The organism is Paractinoplanes atraurantiacus (assembly GCF_900215205.1).
Lineage (GTDB): Bacteria > Actinomycetota > Actinomycetes > Mycobacteriales > Micromonosporaceae > Actinoplanes > Actinoplanes atraurantiacus.
Map to the genome: position 1 here is coordinate 232,824 of NZ_OBDY01000002.1, position 19,104 is coordinate 251,927.

18 protein-coding genes are annotated in these 19,104 nt (G+C 74.5%); 9 read left to right on the forward strand and 9 right to left on the reverse strand.

Going from position 1 to position 19,104, the window contains the following annotated elements; genetic code table 11:
* Positions 1-4 precede the first annotated feature (4 nt).
* Both CRP55_RS07630 and CRP55_RS07635 read left to right on the forward strand, forming a co-directional pair.
* Positions 5-244 carry a phosphopantetheine-binding protein gene (locus CRP55_RS07630; protein ID WP_097318961.1) on the forward strand — a complete coding sequence of 80 codons (240 nt, stop codon included), beginning with the start codon at positions 5-7 and terminating at the stop codon, positions 242-244.
* A complete protein-coding gene (locus tag CRP55_RS07635; protein ID WP_097318962.1) occupies positions 237-1,466 on the forward strand; it encodes a beta-ketoacyl synthase N-terminal-like domain-containing protein in 1,230 nt (409 codons plus the stop codon). The genes CRP55_RS07630 and CRP55_RS07635 overlap by 8 nt, the downstream gene beginning before the upstream one ends.
* A 4-nt stretch (positions 1,467-1,470) precedes the next feature.
* Here the strand turns inward: CRP55_RS07635 and CRP55_RS07640 are convergent, their stop codons facing one another.
* The 3 genes from CRP55_RS07640 to CRP55_RS07650 are packed head-to-tail and all read right to left on the reverse strand — an operon-like array spanning position 1,471 to position 4,326.
* Positions 1,471-2,187, reverse strand: a complete 717-nt coding sequence (locus CRP55_RS07640; protein ID WP_097319227.1) for a PIG-L deacetylase family protein — start codon at positions 2,185-2,187, stop codon at positions 1,471-1,473.
* 52 nt (positions 2,188-2,239) lie between these two features.
* On the reverse strand, positions 2,240-2,815 hold the full coding sequence (locus CRP55_RS55575; RefSeq protein ID WP_097318963.1) for a sucrase ferredoxin: 576 nt from the start codon (positions 2,813-2,815) through the stop codon (positions 2,240-2,242).
* Positions 2,812-4,326, reverse strand: coding sequence for a class I adenylate-forming enzyme family protein (locus CRP55_RS07650; RefSeq protein ID WP_097318964.1), 1,515 nt, complete (start codon positions 4,324-4,326; stop codon positions 2,812-2,814). The genes CRP55_RS55575 and CRP55_RS07650 overlap by 4 nt, the downstream gene beginning before the upstream one ends.
* Positions 4,327-4,478: 152 nt before the next feature.
* Between CRP55_RS07650 and CRP55_RS07655 the strand changes: the two genes are divergently transcribed.
* Both CRP55_RS07655 and CRP55_RS07660 read left to right on the forward strand, forming a co-directional pair.
* Positions 4,479-4,877, forward strand: coding sequence for a DUF3224 domain-containing protein (locus tag CRP55_RS07655; protein ID WP_097318965.1), 399 nt, complete (start codon positions 4,479-4,481; stop codon positions 4,875-4,877).
* 30 nt (positions 4,878-4,907) lie between these two features.
* A complete protein-coding gene (locus CRP55_RS07660; protein ID WP_097318966.1) occupies positions 4,908-5,978 on the forward strand; it encodes a flavin-containing monooxygenase in 1,071 nt (356 codons plus the stop codon).
* On the opposite strand, the gene CRP55_RS07665 is transcribed toward CRP55_RS07660, so the two are convergent.
* Positions 5,958-6,491, reverse strand: a complete 534-nt coding sequence (locus CRP55_RS07665) for a DUF1697 domain-containing protein (RefSeq protein ID WP_097318967.1) — start codon at positions 6,489-6,491, stop codon at positions 5,958-5,960. The two genes, CRP55_RS07660 and CRP55_RS07665, sit on opposite strands and share 21 nt — an antisense overlap.
* A 113-nt stretch (positions 6,492-6,604) precedes the next feature.
* On the opposite strand from CRP55_RS07665, the gene CRP55_RS07670 reads away from it, so the two are divergent.
* The 3 genes from CRP55_RS07670 to CRP55_RS07680 are packed head-to-tail and all read left to right on the forward strand — an operon-like array spanning position 6,605 to position 12,450.
* Positions 6,605-7,375 carry a thioesterase II family protein gene (locus tag CRP55_RS07670; RefSeq protein ID WP_097318968.1) on the forward strand — a complete coding sequence of 257 codons (771 nt, stop codon included), beginning with the start codon at positions 6,605-6,607 and terminating at the stop codon, positions 7,373-7,375.
* Between the two features lie 33 nt (positions 7,376-7,408).
* Positions 7,409-11,128 carry an SDR family NAD(P)-dependent oxidoreductase gene (locus tag CRP55_RS07675; protein WP_097318969.1) on the forward strand — a complete coding sequence of 1,240 codons (3,720 nt, stop codon included), beginning with the start codon at positions 7,409-7,411 and terminating at the stop codon, positions 11,126-11,128.
* Entirely contained in the window at positions 11,122-12,450 is a 1,329-nt protein-coding gene (locus CRP55_RS07680) for a condensation domain-containing protein (protein WP_097318970.1), read from the forward strand. The genes CRP55_RS07675 and CRP55_RS07680 overlap by 7 nt, the downstream gene beginning before the upstream one ends.
* Before the next feature lie 18 nt (positions 12,451-12,468).
* Here CRP55_RS07680 and CRP55_RS07685 read toward each other — a convergent pair whose 3' ends face one another.
* Both CRP55_RS07685 and CRP55_RS07690 read right to left on the reverse strand, forming a co-directional pair.
* Positions 12,469-13,785: a salicylate synthase gene (locus CRP55_RS07685; RefSeq protein ID WP_218854181.1), complete on the reverse strand. Its 1,317-nt coding sequence runs from the start codon at positions 13,783-13,785 to the stop codon at positions 12,469-12,471.
* Positions 13,782-15,200: a phosphopantetheine-binding protein gene (locus tag CRP55_RS07690; RefSeq protein WP_097318971.1), complete on the reverse strand. Its 1,419-nt coding sequence runs from the start codon at positions 15,198-15,200 to the stop codon at positions 13,782-13,784. The genes CRP55_RS07685 and CRP55_RS07690 overlap by 4 nt, the downstream gene beginning before the upstream one ends.
* 106 nt (positions 15,201-15,306) lie before the next feature.
* Between CRP55_RS07690 and CRP55_RS07695 the strand changes: the two genes are divergently transcribed.
* Together CRP55_RS07695 and CRP55_RS52825 are read left to right on the forward strand one after the other, a co-directional pair.
* Positions 15,307-16,515: a cytochrome P450 gene (locus CRP55_RS07695; protein WP_097318972.1), complete on the forward strand. Its 1,209-nt coding sequence runs from the start codon at positions 15,307-15,309 to the stop codon at positions 16,513-16,515.
* A gap of 20 nt (positions 16,516-16,535) precedes the next feature.
* Entirely contained in the window at positions 16,536-16,760 is a 225-nt protein-coding gene (locus CRP55_RS52825; protein ID WP_179855060.1) for a ferredoxin, read from the forward strand.
* On the opposite strand, the gene CRP55_RS07705 is transcribed toward CRP55_RS52825, so the two are convergent.
* The 3 genes from CRP55_RS07705 to CRP55_RS07715 form a co-directional block, all read right to left on the reverse strand.
* Positions 16,754-17,575 carry an alpha/beta fold hydrolase gene (locus tag CRP55_RS07705; protein WP_097318974.1) on the reverse strand — a complete coding sequence of 274 codons (822 nt, stop codon included), beginning with the start codon at positions 17,573-17,575 and terminating at the stop codon, positions 16,754-16,756. The two genes, CRP55_RS52825 and CRP55_RS07705, sit on opposite strands and share 7 nt — an antisense overlap.
* Positions 17,572-18,135 (reverse strand): DJ-1/PfpI family protein, encoded by a 564-nt coding sequence (locus CRP55_RS07710; protein ID WP_097318975.1) that lies wholly within the window; start codon positions 18,133-18,135, stop codon positions 17,572-17,574. Before CRP55_RS07710 ends, CRP55_RS07705 begins: the two co-directional genes overlap by 4 nt.
* Positions 18,136-18,222: 87 nt before the next feature.
* On the reverse strand, positions 18,223-18,948 hold the full coding sequence (locus CRP55_RS07715; protein ID WP_097318976.1) for a GntR family transcriptional regulator: 726 nt from the start codon (positions 18,946-18,948) through the stop codon (positions 18,223-18,225).
* Positions 18,949-19,104: the final 156 nt, after the last annotated feature.

Genomic DNA, 19,104 nt, shown 5'->3' on the forward strand with positions numbered 1-19,104 from the left:
GCACATGGACGACACCGAGGTCTTCGCCGCGGTCCGGGCCGGCATCGCCGAGGTGCTGCCCGAGGTACGGCCGGACGAGGTCGACATCGACGGGACGCTCACCGACCTCGGCGCCAACAGCATCGACCGCGCCGAGATCGTCACGCTGGCCATGCAACGGCTTGGTGTCACCGTGCCGGTCGCCGAGTTCCGCGACGTGCACGACCTGCGATCGCTGGTCGATCTGCTGGCCAAGCATGCCTGAGCCGGTCGTCGTCACCGGGCTGGGCATCGTCAGCCCGGTCGGCGTCGGCGTGCCGGCGTTCGCGGCGGCGCTGCGGGCCGGGGCCACGGGCTTCCGGGCGGTGCCGGACGAGGCCGGCGGCACCCGGTTCGCCGCGCCGCTGACCGGCTTCGACCTGGCCGCCGCCCTCGCGGCGGCCACGCCCGGCGTCCGCCGGGAGGCGCTGCGGGCGGCCCGGCGCTCGCCGCTGCCGGTGCAGGCCGGCGTGGCCGCCGCCGTGGAGGCCTGGCAGCACGCCGGTCTGGCCGGCGGCGCGGTGCCGGCGGACCGTGTCGGGCTGATCGTGGGCGGGCACAACCTCACCGGCGGCTACGCGTTCGAGCACCACCCGGTCTACCTACGGCAACCCGTCTATCTCCCGGCCCGGTACGCCTTGCAGGTGCAGGACACCGACCATGTCGCCACGATCAGCCAGGCCCTGGGCGTCACCGGCGAGGGGCACACCGTGGGCGCCTCGTCGGCCAGCGGGAACCTCGCGCTCATCCAGGCGGCCCGGCTGATCGCCGCTGGCGCGGTGGACGCCTGCCTCGCCGTGGGCGCGCTGGCCCGGCCGGCGCCGCCGGAGCGCGCCGCGCTGGCCAACCTGGGCGTGCTGGCGCCGCCCGCCGAGCCGGCCTGTCACCCGTTCGACCGGCGCCGGGCCGGCCTGGTGCCCGGCGAGGCGGCCGCGTGCCTGGTGCTGGAGCCGGCCGGGGCGGCCCGGCGGCGCGGCGCCACCCCGCTGGCCGAGCTGGCCGGGGTGGCCACCGGGCTGGACGCCACCAGCCTCAGCACGCCCAGCCCGGCCGGCGAGGAACGGGTGATGCGGCAGGCGCTCGCCCGGGCCGGCGTCGCGCCTTCCGCCGTGGACTACGTCAATGCGCACGGCACCGCCACGCCCGCCGGTGACGACGCCGAGCTGGCCGCGCTCGCGGCGGTCTTCGGCCCGGCGCGGCCCTGGATCAACTCCACCAAAGGGCTGGTCGGTCATTGCCTGAGCGCGGCCGGCGCGGTGGAGGCGATCGCCACCGTGGTGCAGCTGCGTGCGGGCTTCGTGCACGCGAACCCGGGCCTGCGCCGGCCGGCGGCGCCCGGGCACCGCCTCGTCGGCGCCACCGCGGTGCCGGCGCCGATCGAGGTGGCCCTGTCCACCAGTTTCGGGTTCGGTGGCTTCAACACCGCGGTTGTGCTGCGCCGCGGCTGAGCGCTCAGCGGTCGACCATCTCGAAGCCGACCGCCAGCCGGTCGCCGAAGCGCTTGCCGGTCTGCGTGTAGAGGCCGACCAGCGGCGCGCGCACCGAGGTGTCGCCGTAGCCCAGCCCTCGCAGATATTCGCGGTGCGCCTCGAGCGAGGCCACCGCCGCGTCGACGCTCCCGGTCACGTCCACCGCGTGCGTCGCCCGCGGCGACGAGTGCATGGCCACGTATTTCACGCCGGCCCACGGGCCGGGGCCGGCGTCGGGGAACACCCACCGGTTGGCGGCGTCGCCCACCGCGTCCAGCAACGCCCGGCCGGTGTTGCGGTGGTCCGGCGTGTTCCACTTGCCGGTGAAGGTCTCGTCGCGGTGGTTGTAGCCGACGATCAGTTCGGGCCGGTGCCGGCGGATCGCCGCGGCGATGTCGCGGCGCAGGGCGGTCCCGTGCTCGACGAGCCCGTCGGGGTGGTCGAGGAACTCGACCTCCTTGACGCCCACGAGGCCCGCGCCGGCGCGCTGCTCGGCCTCGCGCACCGCGGCCGCCTCGGCCGGTGGCATCCCGTCGATGCCGGCCTCGCCACGGGTGACGAGGAGGTAGACGACGGTCTTGCCGGCGGCGGTCCAGGCGGCCACCGCGCCCGCGCCGCCGAACTCCATGTCATCCGGGTGCGCCACCACGCACAGCGCTCGGGTCCAGTCTTCCGGGAGGGGTGTGAGCTTGTCGGTCATGCCGTCACCCTGCCGCCGGCCGGCCGCGGCCCGATAGTGAAAAGTGAGCACCTCAGGCCGAGACGATCCGTTCCGCCTCGTGCGGCGACACCTGGCGGAAGTATCGGCCGTCGGGCAGCCGCACCACGTTGGCCGCGAACCGGCAGCCGCCGACGTGGCCGGTGGCCCAGACCCGGCCCGGCGCCACGTCGCGCAGCACCGCGGCGACGCGCCGCCCGCGGAACGAGCACAGCCGGTCCATGCGCGTGTCGGTGCAGACCAGATAGATCGGCTCGGGGATCACCGCGGCCGCCTCCAGCGGGCGCCCGGCGGCGAGACCGTCCAGGATCGCCGCGCTCAGCTCGCCGGGGGATCCCAGCGCGACCCGCTCGACGAACCGGCGCGGGCCGGCCGAGTAGGCGAGGTAGCAGGTGCCGTCGGGGTCCGCGCGGCGTTCGGGCTCGGTCCGGCGGATCAGATTGAGCCGCAGCCCGCGGGCCGCGGCGGCGCGTTGCAGCGGCAGCACCGCGGCCAGGTCCACCCGGGCCCGCGGCCAGGAGCCGAGGTGTTCCAGCAGGATCCAGCCCACCGGGGTGCCGGCCGGCACGATCGGGGGAGCGCCCCGGCGGTCCGCCCGCCGCGGGTTCACCGCAGGCTCCCGGCGGCGGCCCAGCGGGACCGCAGCTCGCGCTTGAGCACCTTGCCGAGGATGCCGTGTGGCAGTTCGCCGACGATGTCGAGCCGGTCGGGCCGGTCCGGCTCGGGCAGCCGGTCGGCCAGCACGGAGCGGAGCTCCCGCTCGGGCACCGGCCGCCGCAGCACCGCCGCCACCGCCACGAGCGGCCCGTCCGGCCCGGGGATGCCGAAGGCCGCCGCCTCCAGCACGTCCGGGTGCCAGTACAACGCGTTCTCGACGTCCAGTGTGGACACGACGTGGCCGTCGCGGACGACCGCGTCGGCCATCCGGTCGACGACGTGCAACTGGCCGTCCTCGTCCAGCCGGCCCAGGTCGCCCATCCAGGTCCAGCCGTCCCGGAACGTCCGCGCGGTCGCGGCCGGGTCACCGTGGTAGGCGCGCGCCGGGGCCGGGCATCGGAGCCGGATCTGGCCGACCTCACCGGTGGGCGCCGGCTCACCCGCCGGCCCGGCGATGCTGACCTCGCAGCCTGGCCGTGGGGTGCCCACCGACCCGGCCCGCGGCCCCTCGAACAGCCCCGCGTCGCGGTGCGCCGACCACGGTGGGAGGGGCCGGTTGGCGAACGCCGGTGCGGCCTCGGTCGACCCGTAGCCGACCACCTGGCCGGCCTCCGGCAACGCTCGCGCCAATGCCGCCAGCACCGCCGGCGGCACCCCGGTCGAGCCGAGCATGACGAACCGCAGCCGGCCCAGGTCGTGCCGCTCGGCCAGCCCGTCGCGGGCCAGCCGCGCGGCCACCGCGGGCGGCAGGATCGCCGCGGCGGCGCCGCTGGCGGCCACGGCCGCGGCCACCGCACCGGCGTCCAGGCGGGTGGGCACGTGCACCGGCGTGCCCGAGCCGAGGGCCACCATCAGCGCGCTGTGCCCGGCGTTGGTCGCGGCCGGTACGCCGGCCAGGATGCCGTCGACGGCGCCGAACAGCTGACCCCGTACCCGGCCTTGCCCGTACGTGAGGTTGCCGTGGGTCACCGCGACCGGCTTGGGCTCTCCGGTGGTGCCCGAGGTGTAGAGGATCTCGGCGAGGTCGCCGGGGCGCACGGCGGGCAGCCGGGCCGGCGGACCGGCACGGCTGGTGAGCGCCACGGTGGACGTCCAGCCGGCCGCCGGTTCGGCGCCCGCCCGCTCGCCGGTGAGCACGCCGCGGATGTCGCAGGCGGCGATCCGGCGGCGGCGCTCCGCGGCGGGCAACCGCTCGGACATCGCCACCCCGGCCGCCCCGGCCAGGTGGACGCCGAGGGTCGCCACCGCGTAGTCGGCCCAGTCGCCGTCACCGAAGACCAGCCCGACCCGGTCGCCCCGGCGCACACCACGGCGGACCAGCCCCGCGGCCAGGGCGGTGGAGAGCCGCATCCACTCCGCGACGGTGAGCACGGGCTCGCCGTCGACGATCAGGGCGGGGCGGTCGTCCTCCGCGGCGGCCCGCCGGGCCAGATCGGGCGTCGTATCTCCGGCGTCCTCGGCCATGGTCCCGTCCTTCCGCACGATCGTCGCGACCGTTCCAGGTTGTCGGCGAGGCGGGACGGGCCGCTGCTCAGTTGTGAGCAGGCAGCTGATCGGCGCGTCGCTAGCGTGACCAGCGCACGAGCGGAGGAAGTGACCACGCGGGAGGAAAGACGATGAGCACGCAGGAGACAGGCGCCTACCAGGTCACCGGCTGGGACGAGAAGCCGTACGACGAGATCGAGGGCGGCGCCAAGCTGACCAAGGCGAGCATCACCAACACGTTCACCGGGGTGATCGAGGGGGCCGGCGCCGCCGAGTACCTGATGGCCTACCCGAGCGAGACGTACGCCGAGTTCGCCGGCGTGCAGCGGATCGACGGCGCCGTCGGCGGCCGCAGCGGCAGCTTCCTGCTGCGCACCACCGGCGTCTTCGAGGGCGGTGTGGCCAAGGGGGAGTGGTCGGTCATCCCGGGCTCGGGTACCGGCGACCTGAAGGGCCTGAGCGGCACGGGCGGATACACCTCCGGCGAAGGCGGCGCCGCCGACGTCACGTTCGCGTACGACCTCGCCTGATCACCGGAACACCTGAGAGGAGACACCGACATGGTGGAACGCGCCGACGTCGTCGTCGTGGGCGGCGGGCAGAGCGGCCTGGTCGCCGGGCACTACCTGGCCCAGGCCGGCATCCCGCACGTCATCCTCGACGCGGGCGAACGCGTCGGCGAGTCGTGGCGCCAGCGGTGGGACGCGCTGCGGCTGTTCACCGTCGCCCAGTACTGCGCCCTGCCCGGCCTGCGGTTCCCGGGCCGGCAGGGCCGCTTTCCGACCAAGGACGAGATGGCCGACTACGTCGAGGAGTACGCCCGCCACTGGCGTCTGCCGGTGCGGCTGAACACGAAGGTCACCTCGCTGTCCGCCACCGACGACGGATACCGCCTGGAGACCTCGACCGGCCCGTACGAGGCCCGTCAGGTCATCGTCGCGACCGGGGCGTACCGCGAGCCGTACGTGCCACCGCTCGCGGCGGGCCTCGACGAGGGCGTGTTCCAGGTGCACACCGGCCGCTACCACAACCCGTCGCAGGTGCCGGGCAGCTCGGTGCTGGTCGTGGGCGCGGCCAACTCGGGCGCGCAGATCGCCACCGACCTGTCCCGCACCCACCGGGTCACCCTGTCGCAGGGCTCGCCGCTGCCCCACGTGCCGTGCAAGTTCCTGTTCAAGGGCCTGCACTGGTGGGGCGACAAGTTCGGGCTGATCAAGAAGCCGCTGATCGGTGAGCGGGACCGGCTGCACAAGAAGACCATTCTGATCGGCAAGAGCCTCAAGCAGCTCGCCCGCAAGCACGACCTGCGGCTCGTCGGCCGCACGGTGGCCATGGACGGCCGGGTGGCCCGCTTCGAGGACGGCGGGCAGGACGAGCCGGACGCGGTCGTCTGGGCCACCGGCTTCCGCGCCAGCTACCCGTGGATCAAGGTGCCGATCCTGGACGAGGCCGGCATGCCGCGCCAGGACCGCGGCGTCAGCGCGGCGCCCGGGCTCTACTTCCTGGGCATGCAGTGCCAGTACACGTACGGCTCCGCCCTGATCTGGTGGGTGAAGGAGGATGCGCACTATCTGGTCGAGCAGATCCGCGCGGTGCGCTCGGGCAGCCGCTCAGCCGGCCAGCTCGCATAGCTTGGCCACGGTCTTCCAGTTGCGGGTGGTGGCGCGCACGCCGAGCTTTTTCTCGATGAAGGAGTTGTTCAGCTTGGTGCGGCCGTAGCCGTTCGGGCAGTGCAGGAACACCTCACGCCCGCGCAGCTGGAATTCCGCGGTCTCTCCGTCGGGGCGGGTCAGCGCGTCGCGGTGCTTCGCGTCCGGCTTCTCGGCCAGGAAGGTGACGTGCAGTTTCGTGTGGTCGGACTCATCGTCGAGATAGGGGTTCGCGTCGAGCACCGCGGACATCTCCGCGACCGTGCGCAGCAGCACGGTCGGCGACACGCCGAGATCGGCCGCGACCTTCTTCTCCAGCTCGGCGGCGATCTGCGCGGCCTTGCCGCCGGCGGTGAAGACGATGTTGCCGGTCTGCAGATAGGTCTTGACGTCCTCGTGGCCGAGGTCGGCGAAGACCTTGCGCAGCCCGTCCATGCTCACGCGCGTGTTGCCCGCCACGTTGATGCCCCGCAGCAGCGCCACATAAGTCGCCATCGCCCGGCCCCCTTTCCGGGCCGACCATATCGGCGGGCCGGGCACGTGTCCAACATGGTCACCCTGCGCAGTGTTGAGCAGACCCCCGGGCGGGTCACCGGCAGGCTCCCGATATGACCGCCCATGCCGCCACCCCGTTCGCGATCGAGTCGCCGTTCGTGCGGCGCGCCCGGCGCCAGGCGCCCCGGGTCCGGCTGATCTGCTTCCCGTACGCCGGCGCCGGCGCGTCGGTCTACGCCGACTGGCCGCGCGGGCTGCCGCCGGAGATCGAGGTGCTGGCCGTGCAGCTGCCCGGCCGGCAGGACCGCCGCCACGAGCCCGCGTTCACCCGGATGCGCCCGCTCATCGAGACCCTCGCCCAGGTGCTGCGTCCGTACGTCGCCTCGGTGCCGTTCGCCTTGTTCGGGCACAGCGGCGGGGCGATGGTCGGCTTCGAGCTGGCGCGCACCCTCCGGCGCCGTCTCGGTGCCGAGCCGGCGTGGCTGTTCCTCTCCGGCCACGCCGCTCCGGACCTGCCGCGCCGCGCCGCGCCGATACACACCCTGCCGCCCGGCGAGTTCACCGCGCAGCTGCGCGACCTCGACGGCACGCCGCCCGAGGTGCTCGGCGACGACCACCTCATGGAACTGCTCGAACCGACCCTGCGGGCCGACTTCACCCTGCTCGAGACGCACCGCTTCGCCCCCGGCGAGCCGCTCTCCTGCCCGGTGACCGGATATGCCGGGGAGTCCGACCGCGAGGCCGGCCCGGCCGACGTCGCGGCCTGGGCCGCCCACACCACCGGCGAGTTCACGCTGCGCACCTTCCCCGGCGGCCACTTCTTCCTGACCGATGCCCGCGAGGCGATCCTCGAGGACATCGCCGGCAACCTGCTCCCGCGCTGAGCGCACCCCACCCCCGTCCCCGAGGAGGTCACCGTGACCACCACCGCCCGGAAGAGTCTGCAATCGGCCATCCTGGCCGAGCTGACCGATGGGGCGCGGGCCGTGCCCGGCGTCGCCGACGTCGCCGTCCTGCTGCGCACCGACGCCGCCCGGTCCGTACCCTCCGCCGACGCCCGCCCGCCGGTGGACGAGCCGCCGGCCGTCGCCGGCGACCGCCCGCCCGCCGTCCTGCTCGGTGGGCCGCTCACCTTCGATCCCGGCGACCCGGCCACCCTCGGCGACTCGCTCCGGTCCGCCGCGGCGACCGCGCCCGGCAAGGGTTTCGTCTACCTGGCCGCCGACGACACCGAGGACCGGCAGACCTATCCGCGCCTGCTGGCCGACGCCGGGCGGGTCCTGGCCGGTCTGCGGGCGGCCGGCGTCCGCGCCGGGGACACGCTGATCCTGCAGATCGAACGGCCGCGGCCCTTCATGACGGCGCTGTTCGCCTGCGTGCTCGGCGGCTTCGTGCCCACACCGATCGGCACCTCGGCCCGCTACACCGAGGAGAACGCCGCCACCCGCCGCGTCCGCGGGGTGTGGGAGAACCTGGGCCGCCCGCTGGTGCTCGCCGACGACGAGGTCGAGGCGCGGCTCGCCGCCGCTCGCCTCGACTGGGGCGACGGCGACCTGCGGGTGGCGACCGTCGATCGGCTGGGTGCGGGCCGGGAGCCGGACACCGACTGGCATCCGGCCCGGCCCGGCGATGTGGCGCTGCACCTGCTCACCTCGGGCAGCACCGGCGTGCCCAAGTGCATCCAGCTGCGGCACCGGGAGCTGATGGCCGCCCAGCGCGCCTCGGCGCAGGCCAACGGCCTGGACGGCGACGACGTGACGCTGAACTGGATGCCGCTCGACCACGCGGGCGGGCTGGTCATGTTCGTGCTGCGCAGCGTCTTCCTGCGCTGTGACCACGTGCAGGCCCCGGCCGAGGCTTTCCTGGCCGCCCCGCTGCGCTGGCTGGACTGGGCCCACCGCTACCGGGCCACCATCACCTGGTCGGCCAACTTCGCGTTCAACCTGGTGGTGGAGCGGGCGGCCGAGGCCGCCGGGCGCGAGTGGGACCTGTCGCGGCTCAAGCACGTCGCCAGCGCCGGTGAGGCGGTGGTGCCGCAGACCGCGCACCGCTTCCTGCGGCTGCTGGCACCGTACGGCCTGGCCGCGACCGCGCTGCGGCCGTGCTTCGGCATGTCCGAGGCCTGCACCGGTATCACCTTCGGCCGGCTCGACGCCGGCGACCCGGCGTACGGCACCGTCACCGTGGACAAGCGATTCCTGCACGACGACGTACGCCCGGTGCCGTCGTCCGATCCCGAGGCGCTCACGCTGGCCGGTCTCGGCGGCCCGATGCCGGGCGTCGACATCCGGATCGCCGACCGCGACGACCGCGTGGTTGCGCAGGGCCGGATCGGCCGGCTCCAGCTGCGCGGCGCGACCATCATGGCGGGTTACCGGGCCGACGCCGCGGCCGACGCGGCCGCGTTCACCGATGACGGCTGGTTCACCACCGGCGACCTCGGCTTCATCTGGGCCGGGCACCTGGTGCTGACCGGCCGGGAGAAGGACATCATCATCGTGCGCGGCGCCAACTACCTCAACCACGACATCGAGACCATCGTGGAGAGCGTGCCCGGCACCTCGCCGACCTGGGTGGCCGCCTGCGGCGACGCCGACCCGGCCAGCGGCACCGACCGCGTCGTGATCTTCTTCGTGCCCGAGTCGGACGACCCCGCCGAGCAGGCCCGGACCGCCCGGGACATCCGCACCACGCTGGCCCGCGACCTCGGCCTGTGGCCCGACCCGGTGGTGCCGGTGCCGCAGGACGCCTTCCCGCGTACCCGCAGCGGAAAGATCCAGCGGGCCCGGCTGCTCGAGGCGCTGCACGCCGGTGACTTCGACGTGGCGCTCTACGAGATGACCTCGGCGACGGCGCCCGCGCCGACCGTGCCGCCGAAGTTCTTCACCCGGGTGTGGGTGCGCGACGCGGCGGCGCCGGTCACCGAGCCGCCGGCCGGCCCGTGGCTCGCCTTCGTCCCCGGCGACGAGCTCGCGGCCCGGGTGGCCGCCGCCGCGACGGGGCCGCTGACCACCGTGCGGCCCGGCGACCGCTTCGCCCGCACCGGGCCGGGCGCCTTCACGATCCGGCCCGGTGTGCCGGACGACTACGCGCGGCTGCTGGCCGAGGCCTATCCCGGCGAGCCGGGGCCGGCCATGGTCGTGCACGCGTGGTGTGCCGGCGCACCGGCCGCCGACTTCGGCGAGGCGCTCGCCCTGGCCGCGCCGTCCGTGCGGGCGCTGCTCGCGGTGCTGCCCGAGGATTCCACCGGGCAGGTGCTGGTGCTGACCCGCGGCGCGCTCTGGACCGGTCCGGGCGACACCGTGTCGCCGGCGGTCGCCACCCTCCCGGGTCTGGTGCGCTCCGCGGCGGCCGAGGCGTACGCCCCGGCCGTGCGCCTGGTCGACCTGGCCGAGGTCACGGCCGGGGCCGTGCGGCGGGAGGCCGGAACGGCCGGCGGTGAGCCGGTCGTGGCGGTGCGCGGCGACCGGCGGCTGGTGGCGCAGTTGCGCGGGGTGCCGTCGGACGAGCTGGTCGGCGCGCCCCGGTTGCGGGCCGGTGGTCTCTATCTGGTCACCGGCGGTCTCGGCGGTATCGGGACGGAGCTGTGCCGTTACCTGCTCGCGGCCTATCAGGCCCGGCTGCTGGTGGTCGGCCGCACCCCGGCCGACGAGGTCGCCGAGCGGGTGGCGGACCTGGCCGAGCTCGGCGAGGTCGCGTACGTGCCGGCCGACGTGGCCGACCGGGAGGCGCTCGCGGCCGCGGTGCGCGGTGCCGAGCACCGCTGGGACACGACCCTGGCCGGCGTGCTGCACCTGGCCGGCGAGCGGCCCGGGGCGGGGCTGACGGTGTGGCGCGAGTCGGCCGACGGTCTGGCCCACACCTATCGGGCCAAAGTGCACGGCACGCGCGCCCTGGCCGCGATCCTCGAGGACCGGCCCGACGCCCCGCTCGTGCTGTTCTCCTCGGTCGACGGGGCACTCGGCGGGCCGGTGGCCGACTCGTCGGCCGCGGCCTTCCTCGACGGCTTCGCCGACCACTGGGGACGCGAGCGCGGCCGGCCGGTGCACTGCCTGGCCTGGGCGCCGTGGGGCGCGAACGGCATCGCCGCCGAGCACGGCCTGGCCGCGTTCCTGGCCGCCCTCGCCGGTGACCAGACCTCCCTGCTGATCGGGCTGGAGCGCACCGAGACCGCCACCGCCGACCCGGACCGGTTCGAGGTGGTGCTCGCCTACGCCGCCCCCGGCCCGATCGAGGAGGAGGACCTGCGGGCCACCGTGGCGGACGGGCTCGACGGCGTCACGCTCTCCGTCGTCCGGGTGCCGGCCATCCCGTACGACGAGCACGGCGACCCGGACGAGCGGCGGCTCTGGTCGGTCGTCACCGCCGCCACCCAGGCCCGGCACCGGCCGTACGAGCACCCGCGCACCGACCTGGAACGCGCGCTGGCCGCGGTCTGGGCGGAGGTGCTGGGCCAGCCGGTCGTCGGCCGCGGCGACGACTTCTTCGAGCTGGGCGGCACCTCGATGCACGCGGCACAGCTGATCGAGCGGACGAACGCCCAGTTCTCCGCCCGCCTCGGAACCCATCACCTCTACGAGTACCCGACGGTCGGCCGGCTCGCCGACGTTCTGAAGCAGGAGGGATCGACATGCTGACCGACACCACACCGGCGTTGTCGTCGCAGCAGGACGCGTTGCTGCGGTGGACCGAGGCGGCCCGGCGGCGCGGCATCGGCCGGCGGCCCTTCAACGCGCCGGCCGCCTATCGCATCGAGGGTCCGCTGGACGTCGAGGCGCTCCGCCGCGCCCTGCTGCAGACCGTCTGGCACCAGCCCACGCTGCGCACCTCCTACCACCCCGACGGCGACGGCTGGCGGGTCCGGGTCGCCGCCCACCCGCCGCTCGGCCTGCGGGTGGTGGACCTGCGCGGCGCCCGCGACCTCGACCGGCGCCTGCACGAGGCGCTGGTGGCCGACACCGAGACGGTATTCCCGCTCGACGCACCGGCCCGGCTGCGGGCCGTGCTCTACCGGGTCGACGACGAAGCGCACGTGCTCAGCCTGGCCATGGACCACTTGGTCGCCGACATGGACTCGCTCACCGTCCTGGTGACCGAGATCGGCCGGCGGTACGGCCGGGCCGCCGAGATGGCGCCGCCCGACGACGACCCGTCCGCGGACTTCTTCACCTTCGCCCGCCGTGAGTCGGCCGGCCTGCGGGGCGCGGCGCTCGAGGCGGAGCTGGGTTTCTGGCGGTCCGCCCTGGGCCCGGCCGGCCCGCTGGTCGACGTGCCGCTGCCGTTCGGCAACGACCGGCCGGCCGGTCCGCCCCGGGCCGCCGTGTGCGGCGGCGTGCTGCCGGCCGACCTGCTGGAGCGACTCGACCGGGCCTGCCGCCAGACCCGCGGCACCCGGTTCCGGCTGGTGCTGGCGGCGATCGCGGTGGTGCTGCACCAGCTGGGGGCGGGCGAGGCGATCGCGGTCCGCTCGCCGGACGGCAACCGCGACGAGTTCGGCACCGACGCGGTGATCGGCTGGTTCTCCAACCTGGTCGTCTACCGCACCGACCTGTCCGGCGACCCGACGCTCGACGAGCTGCTCGACCGGATCCGCGAGACGGCGGCCGGCGTCCAGGCGCACAAGCGGCTCACCCACTACGACCTCATGCGCGAGCTGCGGCCGGGGGAGTACGGCAAGCCCCGCACCGGCACCTGGGTGGTGCTCAACCACATCCGGCGGGCCGAGCTCGACCTGCCCGGCCTGAGCTGCCGCCATTGCGGGGTACGGCCCGCGTCGGTGCCGCCGCTCATGGTCGAGGTGGAGCTGGAGGACCACCGGGACGGCTCCGAGCTGTCGGTGCTCTACGACGCCAACCGCTACCCGGCCGCCGCCGTCGAGGACCTGTCGAACCGCATCCGGCGGATGCTGGGCCAGTTCGCCGGCGACCGTGGCCGGCGGCTGTCCGAGCTGCCGGCCTGACGTCCGCGACGGCGCCCCTCAGCGGGCGCCGTCGCGCCGTACCACGCTCAGCGACACGCTGCGCAGCTTCTCGCAGGTCTCCTCGAACTCGCGGTCCGGTGTGGAGGCCGAGACGATGCCCGCGCCGGCCCGCAGCCAGGCTTCGCCGTCGTGCTCGAACACCGCGCGCAGCACCACGGCCACGTCCATCGAGCCGTCCGAGCCGAGCACCACCACGCCGCCGCCGTAGAGATCGCGCGGCCGGTCCTCGAGCGCGGTGATGCGCTCGAACGCCGGTGCCTTCGGGATTCCCGAGACGGTCACCGCCGGGAAGAGCACGGCCAGCGCGTCCCAGCCGTCACGACCGGGGGCCAGGCGGCCGGTCACCGTGGAGGCCAGATGCTGCACGGTGCCGCGCGGCCGCACGGACATGAACTCGTCGACCCGGACCGTGCCGTCCGCGCACACCGTCGCCATCTCCTCGCACGCCAGCTTCACCGAGGTGGCGTGCTCGTAGATCTCCTTCGGGTCGGCCTCCAGCTGGGTGCGCCGGTCACGGTCGGCGCTTTCCCCTTCGCCGTACGCCCGGGTGCCGGCCAGCGGCTGCGTGCTGAGCCGCCCGTCGGCCGTGACGGTGGCCACCGTTTCCGGGCTGAACCCGGCCGCGCGCCAGCCACCGAGCCGCAGCAGGAAGGACCGGGCCGGCGAGTTGCGCAGTCGCCCGCCCAGGTAGGTCGCGAGGAAGTCCACCGGGAACCCGATCGGCACGAAGCGGGACAGGACCGCCTTGCGCAGCGCGCCGTCGCGGATGTCGTCCACCACCCGGGCGACCCGCTTGCGGTAGTCGGCGCCACCGTCGGTGGACAGCTCGACCGCGGCCGGCGGCCGGCACCGCACCGGGCCCGACTGGGCCACCAGCTCCCGCACCAGGCCCAGCACCGGCTCGTCCAGGCTGCGCACGATCACCGCCGACGCCGACACCTCGATCTCGGTGCGCGGCACCACCAGATGCGCCAGCGTCCGATCGCCGTCCGGAAAGGGTTCCGGCAGCGCCAGCTCGAAGCAGAGAAAGCCGTACGCCCGCCAGGCCGGCGCCGGAAGACCCGCGAACGCCTCCCGCAGCGCGGCCCACGGATCGTCCCGCCAGACGGCGCTGGTCTCCGTGCCGGCCCAGCGCCGCACCAGCCGGCCCGGCCGCAGGATCACCTCGCCGATCGGGTCCCCGGCCAGCGACCACCGCCCGTCCCGTTCGTAGAGCACGAAATCGGTGAACGGCTCGGCCGCGAGCACGGCCTGCGCCACACCCAGCGGGTCGAAGTCGCCCGGAATCCTCAGCTCGTGATAGCCGTCGTTCACCCGGCGCTCCGTTCTGCGATCGCGGCGGCCATCAGGGCGCCGACGGTTTCGGGGTCGTGGCGGGCGGTGTCGTACTCGCAGGACAGCTCACCGGGGTCGGGGCGGTAGAGCACCCGTACGTCGGCCGACGGCCCGAGCTCGTGACGGGTCAGCCACGCCACCTCGGTCGTGGCCGCGCCGAGCACGATCGGCGGCACCGGCGGGGCGATGCGCACCACCAGACAGGGCGGACCGGGCGGGCCGGGCGGCCGGCCCTGACCGAGCGCCGCGCGCAGGGCCGAGGCCGCGAGCCGGGCCACGTCCTCGCGGTCGCCGCTCGGGCACGGCGCCCAGACCGGCGTCAGCGCCGCGTACGGGCCGACCCCGGCCGGCCCGGCCAGGTCGCGCCGGGGGTGCTCGACGAGCAGGCTGGGCAGCACCTCCCCGCTCACCTGGTGGATCGCCATCAGCAGATCCGTGACAAGCTCCTCGACGGACAGCGAGCGGGGGGCCCGGGTCGTGCGCCACCGCCCCGGACCCGCCGCGCCGGAGGGTGGCGGGATCTTCAGCCGCGGCTGTGGGCCCACCCACGGCCGGTCGCCGGCCCGCTCCCGCTCCGCCGCCGCCAGCGCCGTGAAGTCGGAGACCGGCCCGGACAGCCCGTCCGGGTCGTCGCCGGCGGCAAGGCGGCGGTGCACTGTGGCCAGGTCGGCCAGCAGGGCCGGAATCGACGCGGCGTCGCACACGGTGTCGTCGACGGCCAGGCCGAGCAGGTGAGCGGCGCCGTCGCGGACCAGCATGGCCCGGATCAGCGGGGGCGAGGCCAGTTCGAACGGCGCGCACAGGTCGGCGTGTGCCCGGGCGGCCGCGGCCAGCGAGTCGGTGGCATCCACGACGGTGAGCGGGCATTCGACCTCGCGGGGCAGCGCCAGCTCGGCGGTCAGCGGCGCGAGCACGCCGGGGAAGAAGGTGAGCAGGGCCGTGTGCCGGCGGATGGTCCAGGTGAGCGCCTCGGCCAGCAGGCCGGCGTCGAGCTCTCCCCGGATGCGCACGCCCACCGTCCACAGAGCGGTGCCGAGGCCGTCGCCGTCCCACGCCCGCCGTACGCGTTCGCCCTGCCACGGGCCGGTGGGCGGGCGGCGCCGGGACACCACGGCCGGCGGTTGCGCCGCGGCGCCGTCCGGCCCGGCGGTGTCCGCGCGGGCCGCGACCGCCACCATGCCGTCGAGGGTCGGCCGGGCCAGCAGCGCGTGCGGGGCGATGTCGAGGCCCAGGTCGGCTCGCAGCCGGTGGGCCAGCCGGACGAGCAGCACGGAGTCGCCGCCCAGGGCGAAGAAGTCGTCGTCGGCGGCGACCCGGCGCACGCCGAGCAGCTCGCTCCAGGCGTCGCGGACGGCGTCCTGAAGACCGGTGGTCACGTCGGTGCCAGCGCTCATGGCCCGGATTATCGGCCGCCGCCGGGCACGGTCGTCTGCTCACAACTGAGCAGCAGGCCGCCGTCGGCGCTGCGCAGACTGGGGGCGATCACCGAGGAGGACCAGGATGAGCGCTGCCACCCTCACGGCCGAGCGGTTCCCGCCGCCGCGCCCGGCGGAGCGACCGCTGGGCATACCCGAGGACTACCGCCGGATGTTCGCCGGCGCCCGGGTGCCGCACGTGCTGCTGCCTTCCGGCCGTACGGCCCATCTGCTGGGCCGGTACGAAGACGTCCGCGCGGTGCTGACCGGCCCGGTGAGCGCGGACGGCGCGCACCCCGGCTTCCCGATGGTGCGGGCCGGCACCGCGTCCACCTCGAACGCCCTGTCCTTCTTCCGGATGGACGGGGCGGACCACCGCCGCTACCGCCGGCTCGTGGCGGCCGACTTCTCGGTGGCCCAGGTGGCCCGGATGCGTCCCCGCCTGGAGCGGATCGTCGACGAGCTGATCGACGGCATGCTCGCCGGCGACCAGCCGGCCGACCTGGCCACCATGATCGCGCTGCCCCTGCCGACCCAGGTGATCTGCCACATCCTCGGCGTTCCGTACACCGACCGGGCGAGTTTCCAGCAGCTGAGCGACACCCTCACGCGGGGACCCGAGCACGGCCGGGAGTCGTTCCTGGCCGCGGTGATGCGGCTTCAGGCGTACGTCGAGAAGCTGGCCGTCGCCAAGCGGGACGAGCCCGGCGACGATCTCCTGTCGGCCCTGATCGAGAATTTCGACCACGACGACAGCCTGGACCGCCGGCAGCTCGCGGCCATGGTCCTGCTGCTGTTGGTGGCCGGGCACGAGACCACCGCCAGCATGATCACGCTGGGCGCGCTGGCCCTGATCGAGCACCCGCACGTCGCCGAGGCCGTGCGGGCCGACCCGGGCGTGACTCCGAACGTGGCCGAGGAGCTGCTGCGCTACATCTCCATCGCCCAGTGGGTGCCGCGGGTGGCGACCGAGGAGATCGTCCTCGGCGACACCACCATCCGGGCCGGCGAGGGGCTGATCGCGCTGCCGCTGATGGCCAACCGCGACCCGGACGTCTTCGCGAACCCGGACGCGCTCGAGCCGTACCGCTGGAACGCCGATCGCCACCTCGGCTTCGGTTTCGGCCCCCATCAATGCCTCGGCGTGCAGCTGGCCCGGATGGAGTTGCAGGTGGTGTTCGAGGCGCTGGCCTGCCGCCTGCCCGGTCTGCGCCTGGCGGTGCCGGTCGGCGAGCTGGCCCTGCGGCAGCAGTCCGCGATGTTCGGCGTCGAGTCGTTGCCGGTGACGTGGTGAGCCCGGCCGGAGGAGGACCCATGGAGAAGACGGACCGTCCCGCGCTGCGGATCCAGGACGAGCTCTGCGTCGGCGCGGGCGAGTGCGTCCGCGCCGCCCCGGAGATCTTCGACCAGCACGACGAGGACGGCACGGTGACGCTGCGCCGCGTCACCTGGGACGAGACCTTCGACGAGGACGTGCGGCACGCCGTGTTCGTCTGCCCGAGCGGCGCCCTGACCCTCGGGGAGACCGGGTCTCAGTGACCTCGGTCCCGGTCGAGGAAGCACGACAGGAGTTGCCGGAACTCGTCCGGGTGCTCGATCGCCGGCACGTGCCCGCACCGGCCGAGGACGTGCAGGCGGACATCGGCCAGGTGGTCGAGCAGGGGCAGGGCCGCCGTCCGGAGTGGGGTGAGACGGTCCTCGGCGCCGTGAATCAGCAGTACGGGCGCGCGGATCCCGCCCAGCGTCGCCGCCGAGAGGGTGAGATCGTCGGCCCATCGCGCCCGGGGTGCAGGGAACAACGAGGCGAACGCGGCTTCCCCCGTTCGCATGGCGGCGGCCCGGGCGTCGACGGCCGCATCGGTGACGAGAGCCTGGTCGAGGACGAGGCGACGCAGCATGTCCCGTGCCCCGTCCCGCCCGGCGGGGGCGGCCCAGACCGCGTCGAGGTCGGCGGACAGCGGCGCACCGGGTGCACCCATGGTCGAGACCGCCACGACGCGGGTGACCTGCCGCGGGCGGGCCGCCGCCAGGGCCAGCGCGACGGCGCCGCCCATGGAGTGACCCACCACCGCGTACCGCTCGGCGCCGAGCGCGTCCATCAGGCCCGCGGCCTGCGCCGTCCACAGTCGCAGCCCGCCCCGGGAACCGGCGGGGAGAGGCGTCTGGCCGAACCCCGCCTGATCGGGAGCCACCAGGCGCCAGGACGTGCCCAGCGCCCGCGCCGTCGTCGCCCAGGCTCCGGACCCAGTCGTGCCGGGTCCGGAGCCGTGCAGCATCAGCACCGTGGGCCCGGTGCCGCTTTCCATGACGTGGACGGCGGAACCGTCGACGGCGACGGTCCGAGGTGCCGTCACCGGGAGTCGACGGACTTCGCGAAGAGCTCCATCATGGCCCGGCCGAACTGTGGCATGTCGGGCCAGCCCCGGCAGGAGACGAGGTTGCCGTCCACGACGTCGGGAGCGTCGATGACCGTCGCGCCCGCGTTCTCCATGTCGCCGGTGATGGGCGGGAAGCATGCCGTCTTTCGGCCCTTCAGCAGCCCGTAGACCGCCGGCACCTGCGCGCCGTGGCACACCAGGGCGATGGGCAGGTTGCGCGCGAAGAAGTGCTCGGTGATGCGCCGGACGTCGGCGTCGACCCGGATCCACTCGGGGGCACGGCCGCCGGGGATGATGAGGGCGTCATAACGCTCGACGTCGACTTCGGCCCAGGGCACGTCGACCGGCAGCTTCCGGCCGTTCTTCTCGACGTAGGCGTCGGAGTTGGGGTCGAACTCGTGGATGACCAGCTGCACGTCGCGCATCGTCCGTGACGAGACGTCGACGTCCCAGCCGCCCTCCTGCACGCGGTAGTAGGGATACATGGTGTCGAGCTCCTCGGCGGCGTCGCCGGTCAGGAGCAGCGCTCTGGGCACCTGCTTCTCCTCGCATCTGGTTACGGTGAGGTAAATCCGATCCGATCCGATCCGATGGAGTCAATATTCCCCGGCCCCACCCGCCCGTCAAGCCTCTACCGTCGTCGCCTCGAACAGTCGCCGGAAGCGCTCGCCGGATCGCAGGATGTGCCGGCGCATCGCGTAGGCGGCGGCGTCCGGGTCACGGGCGGCGATCGCGGCCACCACCTGCTCGTGCTCGTCCATGGCCAGATGGGTGACCTGGGTGTCGTGGTGCAGCCGGAACAGGTGCACGTGGCTGTGCAGGCGGGCGAGCGCCTCCCGGATGACCTCGTTCTCCGCGCTCAGCGCGACGAGATCGTGAAAAGCGGCGTCACGGAGCCCGAAGGCGCCGTAGGCCGTGGGCCCGCTGCTCCCCTCCAGCTCGGCCATCTCGGCCAGCATCCGCCGCAGAACGGTCACCTGCTCCGGGGAGGCCCGCTCGGCGGACCGGCGCGCCGCGGCCGGCTCGAGCAGCAGCCGTACCTCGAGCATGTCCTCGAACCGATGCCGGGTGATCTGGGGCGGAATCCGATATCCGGCATGGGGCACCCGCACGACCAGGCCTTCGGCCTCCATGCGGTTCAGGGCGTCGCGGATCGGCGTCTGCGAGACACCCAGCTCTCGCGCCAGGACGTCGATCGTGACGCGGGAGCCGGGTTCGATCCGTAGCGACATCAGCTGTCCGAGCAGCGTGTCGTACACCTCGTCGGCGAGCCGGCCACCGGATCGTCCGTGCGGCACGGCGTCCGTCATGGCCCTTCGGCCCCGCGCGATCGTCGCTTCGTCGTCCATCGTGACGAGAGGTCCTTTCTTGCGTCTTCACGAACCTGTTGACATCAGTCACAACGCTGCGACATGCTGACGCCCACATCGGATCGTATAGGAAAACCGACTGGTGATCGCCATCCGACGCCGTCGCGGAACCTACCCCGAAACCTGCTCGATATC